20 protein-coding genes are annotated in these 15,544 nt (G+C 37.3%); 16 read left to right on the forward strand and 4 right to left on the reverse strand.

Translation table 11 applies throughout. The features are described from left to right. Positions 1–120 precede the first annotated feature (120 nt). From GN157_RS06980 to GN157_RS07005, 6 genes are all read left to right on the forward strand, one after another. A complete protein-coding gene (locus tag GN157_RS06980) occupies positions 121–675 on the forward strand; it encodes a DUF4199 domain-containing protein (protein ID WP_157482453.1) in 555 nt (184 codons plus the stop codon). Beyond that, positions 654–1,016, forward strand: a complete 363-nt coding sequence (locus GN157_RS06985; RefSeq protein WP_157482455.1) for a VOC family protein — start codon at positions 654–656, stop codon at positions 1,014–1,016. Before GN157_RS06980 ends, GN157_RS06985 begins: the two co-directional genes overlap by 22 nt. A gap of 184 nt (positions 1,017–1,200) precedes the next feature. Continuing rightward, complete coding sequence (locus GN157_RS06990; protein WP_157482457.1) at positions 1,201–1,788, forward strand: Crp/Fnr family transcriptional regulator; 588 nt, start codon at positions 1,201–1,203, stop codon at positions 1,786–1,788. Between the two features lie 120 nt (positions 1,789–1,908). Next, positions 1,909–2,784 (forward strand): pirin family protein, encoded by an 876-nt coding sequence (locus tag GN157_RS06995; RefSeq protein ID WP_157482459.1) that lies wholly within the window; start codon positions 1,909–1,911, stop codon positions 2,782–2,784. Between the two features lie 51 nt (positions 2,785–2,835). After that, positions 2,836–3,366, forward strand: coding sequence for a YceI family protein (locus GN157_RS07000; protein ID WP_157482461.1), 531 nt, complete (start codon positions 2,836–2,838; stop codon positions 3,364–3,366). 120 nt (positions 3,367–3,486) lie between these two features. Beyond that, positions 3,487–4,317: a hypothetical protein gene (locus GN157_RS07005; protein WP_157482462.1), complete on the forward strand. Its 831-nt coding sequence runs from the start codon at positions 3,487–3,489 to the stop codon at positions 4,315–4,317. A 123-nt stretch (positions 4,318–4,440) separates the two neighbouring features. Here the strand turns inward: GN157_RS07005 and GN157_RS07010 are convergent, their stop codons facing one another. Beyond that, a complete protein-coding gene (locus GN157_RS07010) occupies positions 4,441–5,481 on the reverse strand; it encodes an RluA family pseudouridine synthase (protein WP_157482464.1) in 1,041 nt (346 codons plus the stop codon). Positions 5,482–5,518: 37 nt separating this feature from the next. After that, positions 5,519–6,109, reverse strand: a complete 591-nt coding sequence (locus GN157_RS07015; RefSeq protein WP_035135731.1) for a PASTA domain-containing protein — start codon at positions 6,107–6,109, stop codon at positions 5,519–5,521. Positions 6,110–6,213: 104 nt separating this feature from the next. On the opposite strand from GN157_RS07015, the gene GN157_RS07020 reads away from it, so the two are divergent. The 5 genes from GN157_RS07020 (at position 6,214) to GN157_RS07040 (ending at position 10,907) form a co-directional block, all read left to right on the forward strand. Then, the gene (locus GN157_RS07020; RefSeq protein WP_157482466.1) at positions 6,214–7,191 is read left to right on the forward strand and encodes a D-alanine--D-alanine ligase; all 978 of its coding nucleotides are present in this window, start codon (positions 6,214–6,216) and stop codon (positions 7,189–7,191) included. A gap of 4 nt (positions 7,192–7,195) precedes the next feature. Further along, entirely contained in the window at positions 7,196–7,651 is a 456-nt protein-coding gene (coaD, locus tag GN157_RS07025) for a pantetheine-phosphate adenylyltransferase (RefSeq protein ID WP_035135728.1), read from the forward strand. Between the two features lie 5 nt (positions 7,652–7,656). Then, positions 7,657–9,384: a M14 family metallopeptidase gene (locus GN157_RS07030; RefSeq protein ID WP_157482468.1), complete on the forward strand. Its 1,728-nt coding sequence runs from the start codon at positions 7,657–7,659 to the stop codon at positions 9,382–9,384. A gap of 72 nt (positions 9,385–9,456) precedes the next feature. Next, complete coding sequence (locus GN157_RS07035) at positions 9,457–10,170, forward strand: hypothetical protein (protein ID WP_157482470.1); 714 nt, start codon at positions 9,457–9,459, stop codon at positions 10,168–10,170. A 77-nt stretch (positions 10,171–10,247) separates the two neighbouring features. Further along, on the forward strand, positions 10,248–10,907 hold the full coding sequence (locus GN157_RS07040) for a hypothetical protein (RefSeq protein WP_157482472.1): 660 nt from the start codon (positions 10,248–10,250) through the stop codon (positions 10,905–10,907). A 12-nt stretch (positions 10,908–10,919) separates the two neighbouring features. On the opposite strand, the gene GN157_RS07045 is transcribed toward GN157_RS07040, so the two are convergent. Next, positions 10,920–11,528: an NUDIX hydrolase gene (locus GN157_RS07045; protein ID WP_157482474.1), complete on the reverse strand. Its 609-nt coding sequence runs from the start codon at positions 11,526–11,528 to the stop codon at positions 10,920–10,922. A gap of 7 nt (positions 11,529–11,535) precedes the next feature. Here GN157_RS07045 and pyrE point away from each other — a divergent pair, with 7 nt between their 5' ends. From pyrE to GN157_RS07070, 5 genes are all read left to right on the forward strand, one after another. Further along, positions 11,536–12,177 (forward strand): orotate phosphoribosyltransferase, encoded by a 642-nt coding sequence (gene pyrE, locus GN157_RS07050; RefSeq protein ID WP_157482476.1) that lies wholly within the window; start codon positions 11,536–11,538, stop codon positions 12,175–12,177. 34 nt (positions 12,178–12,211) lie between these two features. Next, a complete protein-coding gene (locus GN157_RS07055) occupies positions 12,212–12,604 on the forward strand; it encodes a hypothetical protein (RefSeq protein ID WP_035135719.1) in 393 nt (130 codons plus the stop codon). An 86-nt stretch (positions 12,605–12,690) separates the two neighbouring features. After that, the gene (locus tag GN157_RS07060; protein ID WP_157482478.1) at positions 12,691–13,230 is read left to right on the forward strand and encodes a hypothetical protein; all 540 of its coding nucleotides are present in this window, start codon (positions 12,691–12,693) and stop codon (positions 13,228–13,230) included. Continuing rightward, positions 13,230–13,976, forward strand: a complete 747-nt coding sequence (locus GN157_RS07065) for a metallophosphoesterase family protein (protein ID WP_157482480.1) — start codon at positions 13,230–13,232, stop codon at positions 13,974–13,976. Before GN157_RS07060 ends, GN157_RS07065 begins: the two co-directional genes overlap by 1 nt. Before the next feature lie 66 nt (positions 13,977–14,042). Continuing rightward, on the forward strand, positions 14,043–14,741 hold the full coding sequence (locus GN157_RS07070; protein ID WP_157482482.1) for a DUF4241 domain-containing protein: 699 nt from the start codon (positions 14,043–14,045) through the stop codon (positions 14,739–14,741). Here GN157_RS07070 and GN157_RS07075 read toward each other — a convergent pair. After that, positions 14,738–15,466: a biotin--[acetyl-CoA-carboxylase] ligase gene (locus tag GN157_RS07075; protein WP_157482484.1), complete on the reverse strand. Its 729-nt coding sequence runs from the start codon at positions 15,464–15,466 to the stop codon at positions 14,738–14,740. The two genes, GN157_RS07070 and GN157_RS07075, sit on opposite strands and share 4 nt — an antisense overlap. Between the last annotated feature and the right edge of the window lie 78 nt (positions 15,467–15,544).

Here is a 15,544-nt window from a genome sequence, read left to right on the forward strand (position 1 = left end):
CACATATCACCCAAAAGTCGTAATTTTATAAAAGACAGTAAAATCACCCGAAAGGATGAGGCAGTTTTATGTGATATTATCCATTTTTGCACCATAAACAAACACTAAAACAATACAGGTATGAAAAAAACTATTCTTACTTATGGTTTAATTGGAGGGGTAATAAGTACCATCGGGTATGTTATTACTTTACTAACCGGACAAGAAAACATGAAAAGTGCCATGATCATTGGCTTTGCCTCAATGTTCGTTGCTTTCTCGTTAATTTTTGTCGCTATTAAAAGTTACAGAGACAAACAGGCAGGAGGCGTTGTTTCATTTGGGAATGCTTTTAAAATTGGTGCGCTTATGTCATTAATTACATCTTCCATTTATGTTATTGTATGGCTTGTAGCCCTGTATAACTTTTTCCCGGACTTTGCCCAGCATTATGCCGACATGCAGATAGAAGACATGAGGCAGGCAGGAGAATCGATAGAAAAAATAAACCTCCAGATTGCCGAAAACGAAAAGATGGTTGAGGCTTACAAAAACCCTATAGTAGTAATACTGTATACTTACATGGAAATTTTACCAATTGGGTTACTGTTTTCGCTAATAGCTGCTGCAATACTTCGTAAAAAATCAAAAAATAATACTGATGAACTTAAATCATGGCTAAAGTCACAGGAATAGGCGGATTATTTTTCCGATCAAAAGACCATGTTGCTTTAGGCAAATGGTATGAAAAGTATTTTGGCATTAAAACCGTAGGTAGTGGTGAAGTGTGGAAAACCGAAGCCGGCACTACTGTATTTGCTCCTTTTAAGGCCGATACCAAATACTTTAGCGAACCGCAACAGTTTATGGTAAACTTTAGGGTTGAAGGACTGGATGAGTTTCTTGAAACATTAAAAGCCGACGGTGTAAAGATTGACGAACACCGCGAAGAAATGTCGATGGGAAAATTTGCATGGGTTTATGACCCCGACGGTAATAAAATAGAACTATGGGAACCAACTCCCGAAAGTAATTAAACAAAGAGCTGTCTTAAAAGTATTGCCATTTTGAGCGAAACGCAGTGAAGTCGAAAAATCTCTGATAAACGATTAAAAAATTTCTCTACAAGGTCAAATTGAAAAAACAGTACATTCTACTTTTAAGGCAGCTCTTTTTTTGTACCCGTAAATCATCTATATTTGTTATAAACACTACACATTTATGGACAGGTATTCCCAAATTAACGAGAGCATTAGCCGCTATGTAACCTTTAGCCAGGAAGAGCTTGATATTTTAAACTCCCAACTGGAATACAGGGAAGTGCCTAAAAAAACCATCATGCTGCATGAGGGTGAAATGTGCAACTTTGAGGCTTTTGTAATTAAGGGCTGCATCCGTAAATATTATATTGACTCTAACGGACACGAGGTTATACTACAGTTTGCTATAGAAAATTCATGGGTTAGCGATATTTCCTTCAGTATATATGAAGACAGGCCCAGCCATACTTTTATAGAAACTCTGGAAGACTGTGAACTGCTTATTTTCTCTCCTGAATCTAAAGAAGAACTTTTTAAACAGGCTCCACGATTTGAAAGGGCTTTCAGGATATTACTGTACCGCAACCTTGCTGTTACCCAGGACAGGCTCTTTAATACCATCGCAAAAACAGCAATGGATAAATACCTTGAGTTTTTAGACCACTACCCTTCACTACCCCAGCGTGTGGCACAGCACTACATTGCTTCTTATCTGGGCATATCTGCCGAGTTCCTTAGTAAGGTAAGAGCCAAGATTGCCAAAAACTAAGTACTGATTTTAGACTTTTTACCAATAACTTTCGGTTAAAATGTATTTCTTGTCCTAGTTCAATGTTTTGGGTTTTAGTATTACGCAACTTTGTACTGTAATATTAAAACAACCACTACTATGAACCGTAAAGATTTTATAAAGAAAGGACTGATGGGCACCGGGATGTTCGTTGCATCATCTACCGTTGGAGATACACTTAATAACGATATAGACGAAATAAAACCATTAGACCCTATAGGTTATAACCATTTACCTAACGAGGACGCTAAGGTTAACGAAAGCACCGTACTACATAAAGCCAATACCCGCGGGCATGCCAATCACGGTTGGCTGGACTCTCACCATACATTTAGTTTTGCCAACTATTATAACCCCGACAGGATGCATTTTGGTGTACTAAGGGTTTTAAACGATGACCGTGTAGACCCCGGAATGGGCTTTGGTACTCACCCACACGATAATATGGAGATTATTTCCATTCCGCTTGAAGGCGACTTGGAGCATAAGGACAGTATGGGCAACACTGCCGTTATTAAAAACGGAGACATACAGGTAATGAGTGCCGGCACCGGAATTTACCACAGCGAATACAACAAAAATAAAGACAGGCTTACTAAGTTCCTTCAAATTTGGGTATACCCTAACAAAAGGAATGTAACACCAAGGTACGACCAGATAACGCTTAAAGCCGAAGAAAGACACAACAAACTGCAACAGATACTTTCCCCAAACCCCGACGATGCCGGTGTATGGATTCATCAGGATGCATGGTTCCACTTAGGGAAATTTGATAAGAACAAAAGCTTAAAATACGACTTTAAGAAAAAAGGCAACGGTGTTTATGCTTTTGTGCTAAACGGTGACTTTAAACTTAACAATATAGCACTAAACCACAGGGACGGACTGGGCATTTGGAATACTAACAGCATTGCCATTGAGGCTTTAAGCGACGATGCCGAAATATTATTAATGGAAGTCCCAATGACAATTTAATTTTACGTAACTTATTAATACAAAATCAATAACAATTAAATATTAAAAATTATGTCTACAACAAAATGGGTAATAGACCCTTCACATTCAGAAATAGGATTTAAAGTAAAACACATGATGTTTACTAACGTTTCAGGTAGTTTCCAAAAGTTTGATGCTTTCATCGAAACTAATGGTGACGATTTTGAAAACGCTAAAATAGAGTTTACAGGAGAGGTAGATTCTATCACTACAGGTAATGCCGACAGGGATGCTCACCTTTTAAGCGCCGACTTTTTTGACGCTGCAGAGTTCCCGCAGTTAACTTTCTCGGCTACTTCTTTCACAAAAGAAGACGAAGGAGAATACACACTTAAAGGAGACCTTACTCTACACGGTGTTACAAAACCGGTAAAACTTGACGTAGAGTTTGGCGGACTGGCAAAAGATCCTTGGGGAAATACAAAAACAGGTTTCTCTATTACAGGTAAAATAAACCGTAAAGACTGGGGTCTTAACTGGAACTCAGCTCTTGAAGCAGGTGGTGTTCTTGTAGGTGAAGAAGTAAAACTTGCTATCGAACTACAGTTTATCCAACAGTAATTAGTTTACTTTTATATATGTTTCCTAAAACCTGCAACCTTTTAAAGGGTTGCAGGTTTTTTTATTTAATAATCATAATATTTGTATGTTTAGCGTTATAATCTAAACACCTTGCGAATTATGAAATTTATAGCACCTCTGTTATTTCTGTTATTAGCAATCGCCTCCTGCAATGAAGCCGATAAAAAACAATCAAACCAAAAGATTAAAATATATAACACCGAAGACTTTAATTCTAAAGTTGAAATTGTTGATACTTTATGCATTAATGAAACAAACAGAGCCAAAGAGGATATAAAAAAAGGAAAAATAAGTCTTAATGGAGATTATTGGCTACAAAATCTTCATTACTACCGCACCAAATCATACTTTAATAAAGATGATGTTTTTAAAGAGCTAAGTAATTATAATATTACAAAAGACACTACTTTAATAATTTATAATGACATACGTACTCTTGCCGAAGACTATTTTAAAAAAGGCTGCTATCAAAAAATAATGAAATATGAGGTTGAAAAAATATTAAGAAAAAACGGAACCTCTTTAGACTCCCTTATTGCAAAATCTGAAAGGCAATATGTTTTTAATCATCCGGATGAAATTTATAAAACTATTGACAGCGATGATGATAGACCTGCAAGGAAGGATTGTTACAATTTTATGATTAAATCAGAAATAGATTTTATTGAAGAGTATCCTTATCCGGATGATTATAAATTCAAAAACGAAAAATATTATTCCTATATAAATGCTGATTTTATTTTAATGAAAGATGGTACCATAGAAAACCTTACAGTAGAGGCTACATTTCAAAATCCTGAAAATTTAAAATACAAATCCTATTTTGAGAATGGACTTAGAAAGTTTGTATTAAAAACCAAATGGATACATCCTAAATACTCCGGTATTATTAGAAATAGTGAAATGCATTTTAATATCTATTTTAAATAAAAAACTCCCGATTAAATCGGGAGTTTTTTATTTATGTCAACTCTGTTTAGATTTCTCCTTCGTCGAAATGACAGTTAGTATTAGCCATCAAATCAACAAATAACCAAATCCACAAACCATATACTATTCCTCTTCGTCAGCAGTATGCGATTTAGAGTAAGTTCTCCATTTATCAAGGCATTCTACCATATCTGCAGGTAGTTCGCTGTTAAAACGCATAAATTCTTTTGTGGTAGGGTGTTCAAAACCAAGTGTCTTGGCATGCAATGCCTGTCTTGGTAATGTTTTAAAGCAGTTATCAATAAACTGTTTGTACTTAGTAAACGTAGTACCTTTAAGTATTTTATCTCCGCCATAACGGGCATCGTTAAACAGAGTATGCCCTATGTACTTCATGTGCACACGTATCTGGTGGGTACGTCCCGTTTCCAGTCGGCATGACACAAGGGTTACATATCCCAGGCGTTCCAGTACTTTATAATGCGTTACAGCGTGTTTCCCCTGCTCTCCGTCAGGATAAACTGCCATTTGCATTCTGTCCTTTAAATGCCTGTCTATATTTCCTTCAATAGTACCCTCGTCTTCGGCTACATTACCCCAAACCAGTGCGATATACTCCCTTTCAGAAGTCTTATCGGCAAACTGCTTGGTTAGGTGTGACATCGCCTGTTCTGTTTTGGCAATAACCAAAAGCCCCGATGTATCCTTGTCAATTCGGTGTACCAGTCCCGGCCTTTCGCTACTGTTCATTGGCAGGTTCTCAAAATGGTAAGCCAGTGCATTTACCAGCGTACCACTATAGTTACCATGCCCTGGGTGTACAACCATACCAGGCTCCTTATTCACTATAAGCAACTGGTCGTCTTCATACACTATGTTAAGCGGAATGTTTTCCGGTTCCAAAAGGTGCTCATAAGGCGGATGCTCCAGTAATACGCGCACTACATCATTAGCCTTAACCTTGTAATTTGATTTTACGGGAACATCGTTCACATAAATATTCCCAGCAGTAGCTGCCTGCTGTATTTTGTTCCTCGTGGCATTTTCCACAAGGTTCATTAAAAACTTATCTACTCTAAGCGGTGCCTGTCCCTTTCCTGCCTCAAAGCGATAGTGCTCATATAGCTCATCTTCCGGTTCCTGCTCTGTTATAACCTGACTCATTATTTATTTTTGGTGTATATTATTTATCTTGTGAAGTTCATGGCATGTTAGCCCTGTCTTCATCTGAAATGTGGTAACCCGTTTTACCGTCACCCAGTACAAGGTCTACCTTAGATGCCTTTTTAACCTTATCTCCGGCACTTAGCCTTTTACCTTTTTGTCTTACCTCAAGCACAACATCTTCTGCAAGGTATGGTTTATAGGTTATCTCCCCTACTTCAAGACCAACACTTTTCAGGATAGATTCTGCCGAACGTTTTGTTTTCTGTACCAGCTCAGGCAGGTCAATATCGTTATATCCTCCGGCATTAAGCTTAATGTATATTTTCCTGTTTTCCTTTACGTTCACCTTAGGTAACGGATCCTGCTGTACAATAGAGTACGGAGGAAAATCAGGCCTGTAATCTACAGTATCTAAAATCACATAGTTAAGCATAAGGGCTTCGAGCTCTTTTTCGGCCTTATCAACCGTTTGTTTTGTTAGGTCCGGCACAGGGATTTTCTGATCGTGATTGGTGTAATAATTAAGCCATTTCATAACGGCAATTACAAGTAAAACAGTAATTACAACGGCTATAATTATCTGCTTTAAAAATGCTTTACTGGTCAAAAAGTTTTTAAGGCTCATCTACTATGATTTTTGGCAAAGATATAAATAATACTAAACTTTATAAGTTTACACAAATAATGATATTTTTGTGTTAGCAAAACCTAATATTTAACGCAGTTAGAATGAAAAATGTTGCCATTATCATGGGCGGATATTCCAGTGAATATCTAATTTCCCTTAAAAGCGGGAATATTGTGTACCAAAATCTGGACAAAACAAAATACAATGCCTACCGCCTGCACATCCTGAAGGACAAATGGGTAATGGCGGATGAAGATGATAACGAATACCTAGTTAATAAGCACGATTTCTCTGTAGACCATAACGGAAAAAAAATTGTGTTTGATGTGGTATTCAATGCTATTCACGGCACACCGGGAGAAGACGGACTAATGCAGGCTTACCTGCAGTTGTTAAACATTCCGCAAACCTCATGCGAATCCTATCAGGCGGCATTAACCTTTAACAAAAGGGATATGCTTTCGGTTTTAAAACCATACGGAATTAAAACTGCCGTATCACATTACCTTAATCTGGGCGATGAGATAAACGAGCAGACTATTATAGATAAAGTGGGGCTACCGTGTTTTGTAAAACCAAACCGATCGGGGTCGAGCTTTGGTATCTCTAAAGTAAAAACCCAAGAGGAACTTTTACCGGCTATCGAAACCGCTTATAAAGAGGATAACGAAATTATTATAGAAAGTTTTCTGGATGGTACCGAGGTTTCTGTAGGAATAATTAACTATGGAGGCGTGGTTACCGTATTACCTGTTACCGAAATAGTATCTGAAAATGACTTTTTTGACTACGAAGCAAAATACCTTGGTAAGTCGCAGGAAATAACCCCTGCCCGTATTTCGGACGAAATGGCACAAAAGGTAAGCAACGTAGCAAAACGCGTGTATGAGATATTAAAGATGGACGGTTTTTCACGTACTGAATTCATTATTGTAAATAACGAACCGCACCTGCTTGAAATGAATACCGTACCGGGTCTTACTTCCGAAAGCATATTGCCACAACAGGCACGCGAGGCAGGTATAACTTTACCACAGCTATTTGATAATGCCATAGAACAGGCTTTGGCAAAAAAATAAAAATATGAAAACAGCAGTATTTCCGGGGTCGTTTGACCCTATTACCCTTGGTCACTACGATATTATTAAAAGAGGTGTTAAGCTTTTTGATAAAGTTATTGTAGCTATAGGGGTTAATGCCGAAAAAAAATACATGTTCCCGCTGGAAGAACGCAAGCGCTTTATTGAAGAGGCGTTTAAAGATCAGCCAAAAGTAGAGGTGATAACCTACGAAGGTCTAACCATAGACCTTTGCCATAAAGTGGGTGCACAATTTATACTAAGGGGGCTTAGAAATCCTGCCGACTTTGAGTTTGAAAAGGCTATTGCCCATACTAACAGGGAGCTTTCTAAAATAGAAACGGTATTCCTGCTTACAGCGGCAAAAACATCATACATCAGTTCGAGCATTGTGAGGGACGTACTGCGCAACGGTGGAGACTATACCATTTTGGTACCCGACTCGGTAAGGACAAAATAATCATTATGAAGAAATCGCTTTTACTCTTACTGATAAGTTTTCAGCTTATGGCACAAAAAAACAATATGTACTTAACTCCGTATGAAAAAGGCAACGGTAACCAAACGGCGACCTATGCTGAAACCATCGCCTATTTTAAAATGCTGGACGACAGCTTTGAAACTATTCAAATGTTCCCTATGGGATTAACCGATAGTGGCGAGCCTTTACATATTGTGATTTTTGACCCCGAGAAAAGCTTTGATTTCAATACCATTCATAAAAACAGGGCGGTACTGCTTTTAAACAACGGTATTCACCCGGGTGAACCCGACGGTATTGATGCTACCATGATGCTGTACCGTGACCTTGCCACCGGGAAACTAAAAACACCTGAAAACACAGTTATCGTTAACATACCTGTATACAACATTGGCGGTGCACTTAATCGTAATTCGCACACACGTGCCAATCAAAACGGACCTGAGAGTTATGGTTTTAGGGGAAACGCCCGTAATTATGACCTTAACAGGGATTTCCTTAAATCAGACACCCGAAACAGCAGGAGCTTTGCCGAAATTTTCCAAAAGGTAAACCCTGATGTGTTTATTGATAACCATGTTAGTAACGGTGCCGACTACCAATACACCTTTACCTACATAGCTACCCATCACCAGAAACTGGGCGGAGAACTGGGTCGGTTTTTTAAGGACGAGATGATGGCTACTATACTGAGCGACTTGAAAAAACAGGGAACTGAAGCTACTCCCTATGTAAACATACACGACCAAAAGCCCGATGGTGGGTTTGAACAGTTTATGGATTATCCAAGATATTCTACCGGATATGCCTCTATGTTCAATACTGTAGGATCAATGCCCGAAACGCATATGCTAAAAGATTATGCTCCGCGTGTTAAGGTTACTTATGATTATATGGTAGCCTCTATAGATTATATAGAAAAGAACTATAAAAAAATTAAACAGCTACGCGCCGATAACCTGAACCTTTACAAACCGGGCATGAAATATACCCTGTTTTGGGAGCTTGATAAAACCAAAGTTACCCAACTGGAATTTTTAGGGTATAAGGGCGATTATAAAACAAGTGAAGTATCAGGAAAGCCAAGGTTATTTTACGACAGATCCAAACCGTTTAAAAAAACCATTCCGTACTATCAGGAGTACAATCCGGTAACGGAAGTGGTAATACCACAGGCATATATTATCCCAAAAACATGGTGGAATGCCATAGAGCTTTTACAGCTTAACGGTATTAAAATGCAACCACTGGAAAACGATACCGAGATTGAGGTGGAAAGCTACCGTATAGCAGATTATAAAACAAGTAAAACGGCTTATGAAGGACATTACCCACACAACAGTACAGAAGTTACAGTAACTACCGAAAAAGTACTGTTCCATAAAGGCGACTTTGTAATAAACACACAGCAACAGGGCGTTAAGTACCTACTGGAAACTTTAGAACCACAAGCGCCTGACTCCTATTTTAACTGGAACTTTTTTGACGCTATACTACAGCAAAAGGAATATTTCTCGGCCTATGTGTTTGAAGACACTGCTGCCAAATTACTAAATGAAGATGCTACACTAAAAGCAGCCTTCGAGAAAAAGAAAGCAGAAGACAAAGCCTTTTCTGAAAATGGTGAAGCCCAGCTGGACTGGATTTACAGACACTCTGTTTACTACGAAAAATCACATTTACAATACCCTGTGTACAGGAAAGTAAAATAAAAAAACAGGCCTTGAGCCTGTTTTTTTATTTGTAAGAAACTTTTTCTTTATTTTTATAGAAACTACTGTTTCATGACTTTCACCTTACAATTCCGTTTATTTATTTATCTCGTTTTAGGATTTATTGCTGCTACCGTAATAGGTACCGTAACTCATGAATGCGGTCATATTGCCGTTGCTAAAATGTTAGGCTATAAAACCAAACTTCATTATGCATCGATGAATACCCTGGAAAGGGAAAAAGACAAAGAGTTCGAACAATTTTATGAAGACAACAAAGAAAAAATACTATCTCCGTCACCACTCTATGCTGAAGAAAAAGCAGCTTTTAACGAATACATGCATGAAGAACAATCTAAATCCATGCTAATATTTACAGGAGGCCCCATTCAAACCATGCTAACCGGAACCATAGGCTTTTTACTACTTTGGTTTAACCGAAAAAACATAGGTGACAAACTAACGTTACTTCAGTGGATATTTGTGCTTCTCACTTTTTTCTGGTCAAGACAAATTTTCAATATGCTAACAGGTACAGTTCTCTATTTTAAACGTGGTAAATGGGTAATAACCGGCGATGAAGCAATACTTTCATATCATTATAATTTACCAACAGAAACTATTAATGCTGTAACAGCAATTATCGCAACAGTCATTCTGCTAATAACAGTTTTTAAACTAATACCTAAACAGCAACGTCTTACCTTTATAACTTCAGGTATTATAGGTGCTACAATTGGCGGATTGCTTTGGCTAAAATACCTGGGTCCAATAATACTTCCGTAAATATTTTATGTCCTAAATACAATTTAAAAATGAATTTTAATAGACCAGAGTTAATATCTAAAAAAACTTTTTCCTCAATGTCGAGAATAACTTTCTTTAAAAATTTGAAAGAAAATGACATAAATAAATTTCAAATATCAACTGTCATGTGGGAATTTGACAATATTAAAGATGACTTTACTCGTTTTAAGTATGAAGATTCGAATAAATTCGATTTTATTCATGAAAGGTTCGATATGATCTCATTTGGATTAGGTAAAATAATTCGCCTTGCCGAGATAATTAACTATGAATTATCAACTGCTATATTTATTTATTCAAAGAACAAACATGATATAGAATCTCTCTGTAAATTGAGTAAAGATTGTAGAGAAATTTTTGGTGAAAAGAAAACTTTTAAAGGCTTCACATTCGCAAAATTTGCATTTTTAATGAGCGCTATATTAAAAATGGACAGTGATTTTTATAGAATTACAGATTTAAACACTAAAGAAAAAAGGAAAACTTTCACTAAAACTTTAAATTATTTCATTGAAGACCGAAACTACTTTGCCCATGGACATCTTGAACTAATTGGAGATAATCTAAGACCTCATTTACAAGTAGTTATTGAAAATAGAGATTATTATATTAAAATATCCGAAGAGTTAATTAATACTTATATTAACACATTTCAATACCTTTTAGATATTATATATAATATTAATAGAGTTTCATCCAATATTCCATTACATTAATAAAATAAGTTTTTATCCTTCCGTAGGTACCTTCATGTTTTCAAACAACAGTTTTATGTTTTCGTATGAGTTGGTTAGCGCTTCCTTAATCTCTTCCGGGTTAAGCCATGCCACCTTTTCAATACCTTCGTTTTCCTGTCCCTGTAGTTTACCCTTATAATCGGTTTTCATTTCATACCAATGGGTAACCTTTAGCTTATAGCTACCATTCCTTTTAAAAACATGATATGTTTTTTGCAGTTTTTGGGTAATCTTAAGGTTTTTTACGCCGGTTTCTTCCTCCACCTCGCGTATGGCAGCATCTTCAATGCCCTCACCTTTTTCAATTCCGCCCTTAGGCAGGTCCCATTTTCCGTTCCTGAAAATAAAAAGCACCTCCCCTTTTTTGTTGTATACGAGTCCGCCTCCGGCCTTCGCCACCGGAATTTTCTCTTTAAGCTTCTTTAAAGTCTCCTTTTCATCAGGGTGATACAAAAAGGCTTTTTTAACCTTGTTATTAAACATACTTATAATAAGTTGCTCAATATCAACACTCTCTAAAAGAAACATTTTAAAGTCGGTTTCTTTTTCCACCTGGTTAGTTAAAAAAAGTGGCTTATCGTTAACAAAAACTTTATACATTTGCACTATGATTTTTAATACAGATACCGCTAAAAAAACAGCAGAATTGCTTTTACAAATAAACGCAATTAAATTAAATCCTAAAAATCCTTTTACATGGGCTTCAGGATGGAAGTCTCCAATATATTGTGATAACAGGATTACGCTGTCATTCCCACAGATTAGAAACTACATCCGTGAGGAATTTGCAAAACATATAGAAAAAGAATATGGCAAGCCCGATGTTATTGCCGGCGTTGCAACAGGAGCTATTGGTATAGGTATGCTTGTTGCCGATGTAATGGGGCTTCCATTTGTATATGTTAGGCCAGAACCAAAAAAACACGGTCGTCAAAACCAAATTGAAGGATACCTTCAGGAAGGACAGAACGTGGTTGTTGTAGAAGACCTTATCAGTACCGGAAAAAGCAGCCTTATGGCAGTTGAAGCCCTTAAAGAGGCAGGTGCAAACGTAAAAGGTATGGTAGCTATTTTTACTTATGGCTTTGATGTTTCTGTAGAAAACTTTACAAATGCAGGTGTTAAGCTAAACACTCTTGGCAACTACGACACGCTTTTAGAGCTTGCCGTTTCTAAACAATACATTACCGAAGAAGAGCACGACACTCTTAAAGAATGGAGAAAAACCCCTGATACCTGGGGACAGTAACAGCCTGAAACTTAAAACTCATAAACCTACCACTATGAATTTAGAAAGCCCTAAAGTAACAGTAGAAAAACCGGCACAGTATATTTTTGATGCGCTAAGCGATGTTAAGAATTTTGAAAAACTAATGCCCGAAAACATAGCTAAGTTTGAGGTAACAGGAGATGAATCGTTCATCTTTGCCCTTAAGGGAATGCCTGAAATCAAACTTAAAATGAAAGAAAAATCAGCTCCAAACAAAATTGTTCTTGGTGCTGCAAGCGATAAGCTTCCTTTTACCCTTACGGGTAATATTGATGCTGTATCTGATGCTTCGAGCGCTGTACAGTTAAAGTTTGAAGGCGAATTTAACGCCATGATGGCCATGATGGTTAAAGGACCTATCAGTAAATTTATTGAAACACTAGCCGCTAATATGCACAAGCTGTAATTGCGGAAAAACATAAAACCAAAAGCCTTTTAGTTGTCTAAAAGGCTTTTTTTATTACTTTTATCAGGACTAAACATTAATCCTTAATGAAAAAGGTTTTATACACATTACTACTCACAATAAATATCGTTTCAGTTTCTGTTGCACAAACTCCCGAACAAAATGTTTTAAAGCAGGCAAACGACATGGGGCAGTCTTTTCTTGATAAGGACTATGAAACTTTTGCTTCCTACACCTACCCAAAAGTAATGCAAACTATGGGCGGTAAAAGCAACATAATTAAAAACCTTAAACGAAGCTTTGACGGTTTTGCGAATGAAGGTATTACCTTTTTAAAAATGAACTATTCAACACCTTCAAAAATCGTAACCGTAGAAGATGGCTCTATGCAGTGTACACTTATACAAATGATAGAAATGAAGGTTAAGGGAGGTAAATTAACTTCTCAAAGTTGTTTGCTTGCCATATCTGAAAACAAAGGTAAAAACTGGTATTTCCTGGATACATCCGGGTACAATCACCCTACCATGAAAACGCTTATCCCTAACCTTAGTGACGAAATAGATATTCCGGGACGAATAGACCCAATTTTTGAACCGGATGAAAAAACACCCGATCAGGAATAATGTCTAAAATAATAGCACACATTACAGATACACACTTGGGAGACCCTTCGGCATTAGACCGTGGAGCAAACCCCAAAAAGAACCTTAAAGCTGTTTTGGAACACATTGCTTTAGATAAGTTTGACGATCTTGTTATTACCGGAGACTTAGCCGTAAGAGAAGATTTGGAATGGCTATTCTCAAAACTGGAAGATTACAAGCCGGGCTTTAAAATTACATTAGGAAACCATGATGTATTTAAGGATGTAATCCCTTACTACCACAGCACACACTCTCAAAGTGAAACCGAACTTTACTACACTCACGAAGACGAGTTCTATAAATACATTTACCTGGACTCCTCATCAGGAGAGATAAGTGAAGCCCAAATGGCATGGCTTACTTCCGAAATAAATACACTAAAAAAGATAATTGTTTTTATACATCACCCCATATTGGGTTTCCCTACAGGAGTAGACACAGCCTATCCGCTTAAAAACCGCGATACGGTTAACGGGATACTACAGGAAAGCAGGCAGCCCGTTACTGTGTTTTGCGGTCACTACCACATGCCCGATAAGCGTATGGACAGGAAAATAACACAGTATATAACCCCATCTATAGCATTTCAGGTAAAAAAGAATTCCCCTACAATTGAGGTTGATGTAAACTCGTTTGCCTACCGTATCATTACCCTTGAGGAAAACAGTATAAAAACCAGTCTGGTAACTAATTTTTATGACAGGTTCACAAAAAAATCCGGTTAAAAAATTTATAAAACCTTTGCCTTATCACGCGGTTTTTAACTAACTTACCATAAAAACTCACCAATTATGGAAAACTCAAACGACTTTGAATTTGAATACAATCTGGATGATGATATGGACATGCATGAGTTGGTTGAAATTCATGTGGGCGACCTTAATTTACCTACCGGAAAAATTATTGCAGCAGACCCGTTTTTCACCTACGACCAGCGTCCGTTTAAACGCACCGTATTACCAGATAAATACCCTGTTTATGTATATGTTACCGAAATAGACGAAGAACATTTCCGTATCGCTTACGCCAAAATTAAATTTAGAAGTAAAGATGCCTCAAAATGGGTGCTTGCTATTACAGATGACATTACTAAGGAAGAAATGGATGAACTTACAGATGATGAGTTCTTCGGCTTCCCTGTAGATTCGGGACTTGCCTGTTTCCTTGATGAAGAAACCAATGCTGCGCTTAATGCCAAAATGGATGCATTGCAGGAAAAAGACCCCGAAGCTAATTATTATGACGAGGTACTGGCAGATGAGTTTAAGGCTTATTCATCTAAAAACAAATTTTCAAGAGAGCTGGGCGACTGGAACGACCACCGTCCTGACAGGGAGTCTGACAATAATGTCATAATGTTTGCCTCCGGATGGGGTGACGGCTATTACCCTGCCTACTGGGGACTGGATGAAAACGGTGAAACTATTGAGTTGGTTATTGATTTTCTTATCAACGACTTTGAAGACAATGAAGATGAGGATTATGATTAATACAGCATTTGCAGCTCTTTAATCTTAAACTCTGCCACTGTGTCGTCTTCCAGCAATAACAATAGGTTACCGCTACTATTCACATCCTGTATAATACCCATAAATCGTTGTCCGTCTTTTTCAAAAGGCATAGGCACTCCTTTTTTATAGAGTTTTTTATGGTATTTAGTCCATATTGGAGCAGCATTTTTGTGAAGCAGCGCAGCAACGTTACGCTGAAGATTTTCAACTATAGCTTTTAGCAGTACTGTTTTATCGTGCTCATAACCTGTAACCACTGCTACAGATGATGCTTTTGGAAGTCCTTCAAAATCAGTTTGATTAACATTTAAACCAATACCCACAACCGAAAATATCTCACCATTGTTTTTAATGCTGTTCTCTATGAGTACCCCTCCTATTTTCTTATTTCCTGCCAAAATGTCGTTAGGCCATTTTATAGCAAGATCTTTTACATTATTTTCTTCAAGAGCTTCAATAATACTTACGGCTACTGCAGCGTTTAAGTTAAATATCTCATTGATTCCAAGCAGTAAATCTTTAACTAACACACTAAAGGTAAGGTTTTTACCCGGCTGCACATCCCATTTTGCACCCATTTGCCCTTTACCGGCAGTTTGGTGTTCGGCAACAACAATGGTAAAGTTTTCCAAATACTGGGTGGTTGACAATGATTTTAAATAGTCGTTAGTAGACGCTATGGCACTGAGTTTGATAATATTCATTAAAAGGATGGAAAATAAAGTCTTTTTTAATAACTTAACAAAGTCAAAAGTAAATACAAAAAATGGTAACTTTGTAGA

The organism is Flavobacterium rakeshii (assembly GCF_009741375.1).
Classification (GTDB): domain Bacteria; phylum Bacteroidota; class Bacteroidia; order Flavobacteriales; family Flavobacteriaceae; genus Flavobacterium; species Flavobacterium rakeshii.